General features: G+C 46.8%; 1 protein-coding gene. It reads left to right on the top strand.

The window, feature by feature from the left end; genetic code table 11:
• Positions 1 to 2,182: AAA domain-containing protein (locus MLE19_RS22740; protein WP_240720604.1), on the top strand; the 2,182-nt coding region annotated here is incomplete at both ends.

Raw genomic sequence — 2,182 nt, 5'->3', positions numbered from 1 at the left:
AATGACCTGCTATATAAGCTCTTCGCTCCTGAGGCTGAGTTGTCAGTTGGGCCAACTGCAGAAAACAAACTTTCACTGGAGTCTATTCGGGAAACACTGGATTTCGCGAGTTACGTCCATCGCAAGCTGCGGTTCGAACCGCTCAGAAAGGTAATCCTAGCGATCAAAACGCATGGTGAGTATGAGCGGCTAAAGGGGGAAGCAGATGCTTATATTTCGGATTGGAGCGATCAGGAAGAGGCATACGAGCAGTTTAAAAGTAAGACTGAGCTGAGGCCCGAGCAATGGTTGACTAACCAAGATTGGAATATAGATGAAATCAGGCAAAGAAACCTACTAGCGATTGGAAAGCCGGAGTGGCTGAATGATTGGGTCAACTTCGTCCGAATTCGAAACGAGATGAAAGCACAAGGGCTTGAGCCACTTTGGCATCTGGTGACGAGTGGCAGGCTCAGTATCGAGAGTGCAAGGAAAGCTTTGAATTTGGCGGTATTTGATCAGTTGTCCAGAGAAATCCTCTCACAAAGGCCACACCTAGGCCGAATATCTGGCAAGAATCAAGCAGCACTTCAGACTACCTTTCGCGAATATGACCAAAAACTAAAGACATTACAGCGTCAAAGAATTGCCAGTGTATTGGCGGAGCGTCATGTGCCTGGGGGCAATGCAGGGGGAAGAAAATCCGAATATACAGAAATGGCTCTGATAAAAAATGAGCTTGGAAAAAAGACAAAGCATATTCCAATTCGTCAGCTAATTAATCGTTCAAGCAACGCCTTATTGGCTTTGAAACCGTGCTTCATGATGGGGCCCATGTCCGCCGCTCATTATCTTAAACCAGGTCACCTGCAATTTGATTTGGTCGTAATGGATGAGGCTTCGCAGGTTAAACCAGAGGATGCGCTAGGCGTCATTGCTCGTGGTGCACAACTTGTCGTTGTAGGAGACCCAAAACAACTACCACCCACAAGCTTCTTCGATCGTCAGGATATGAATGATGATGACGAGGAAAATGCTGCTATGACGCAGACAGATAGCATTCTTGATGCTTCCCTGCCTCTATTCAAAATGCGTCGCCTGCGTTGGCACTACCGCTCTCAGCACGAAAGCTTGATCGCGTTTTCGAATCGAAACTTTTATGACAACGATCTTGTGATTTTTCCATCGCCCCACGCTAAGGCTCAGGAATATGGAGTTAAGTTTAACTATGTCAAAGGTGGCCGTTTTGTAAACCAATACAACGTTGAAGAAGCAAGTATTGTAGCTAAGGCCGCTGTGAAGCATGCCGTCAATCATCCAAATGAGTCGCTTGGCATCGTTGCCATGAGCTCGAAGCAGCGGGAACAGATCGAACGTGCAGTAGAAGAAGAGTGCAAAGCAGATAGTAAAATCGCAGATGCCGTAGATTGTCTAAGGAATATGGAAGATGGCATGTTCATTAAGAACCTGGAAAATGTTCAAGGTGATGAACGAGACGTGATCTTCATTTCTTGCACTTATGGCCCCAGCGAGGTTGGGGGACGGGTCTATCAGCGGTTTGGCCCAATTAATTCTGACGTAGGTTGGCGGCGTTTGAATGTGCTTTTCACTCGATCCAAGAAGCGGATGCACATTTTTAGCTCCATGCGTGCTGACGATATTTTAATTTCAGAAACCTCTAAGCGTGGCGTGATAGCCCTTCGTGATTTCTTGGACTATGCGGAGAAGGGCAGCATGAATGGGACGCCTCTCCATACAGGTAAATCTCCTGATAGCGATTTTGAGGTCTCGGTTATCGATGCCCTCCACCAGGCCGGTTTCGAAAGTGAAGCTCAGGTAGGTGTAGCTGGGTTCTTTATAGATATAGCGGTTAAAGATCCAGGAAAACCAGGACGTTTTTTGATGGGGATCGAATGTGATGGGGCGACTTATCATTCTGCCAAATCAGCTCGGGATCGTGATCGCTTGAGACAAGAAGTCTTAGAGCGGCTCGGCTGGCGGATTCGGCGTATTTGGTCAACGGATTGGTTTAGTAACCCCAAAGGTGAGCTTGAGCCGATTCTTCGGGAATTGCACAGTCTGAAAACTGATATGTCTGCCGATGAGGATCTCTACGAACATGATGCTGATCGTTTCGAGGAGGCCGAAGTAGAGGTAGAAGCGAATAATGAAGAAGTATCTTCAATATTAGGCAGTGAATTTA

The sequence above is a fragment of the Vreelandella neptunia genome (assembly GCF_022489065.1).
GTDB lineage: Bacteria > Pseudomonadota > Gammaproteobacteria > Pseudomonadales > Halomonadaceae > Vreelandella > Vreelandella neptunia_A.
This window is presented reverse-complemented; position numbering and strand designations above follow the sequence as displayed.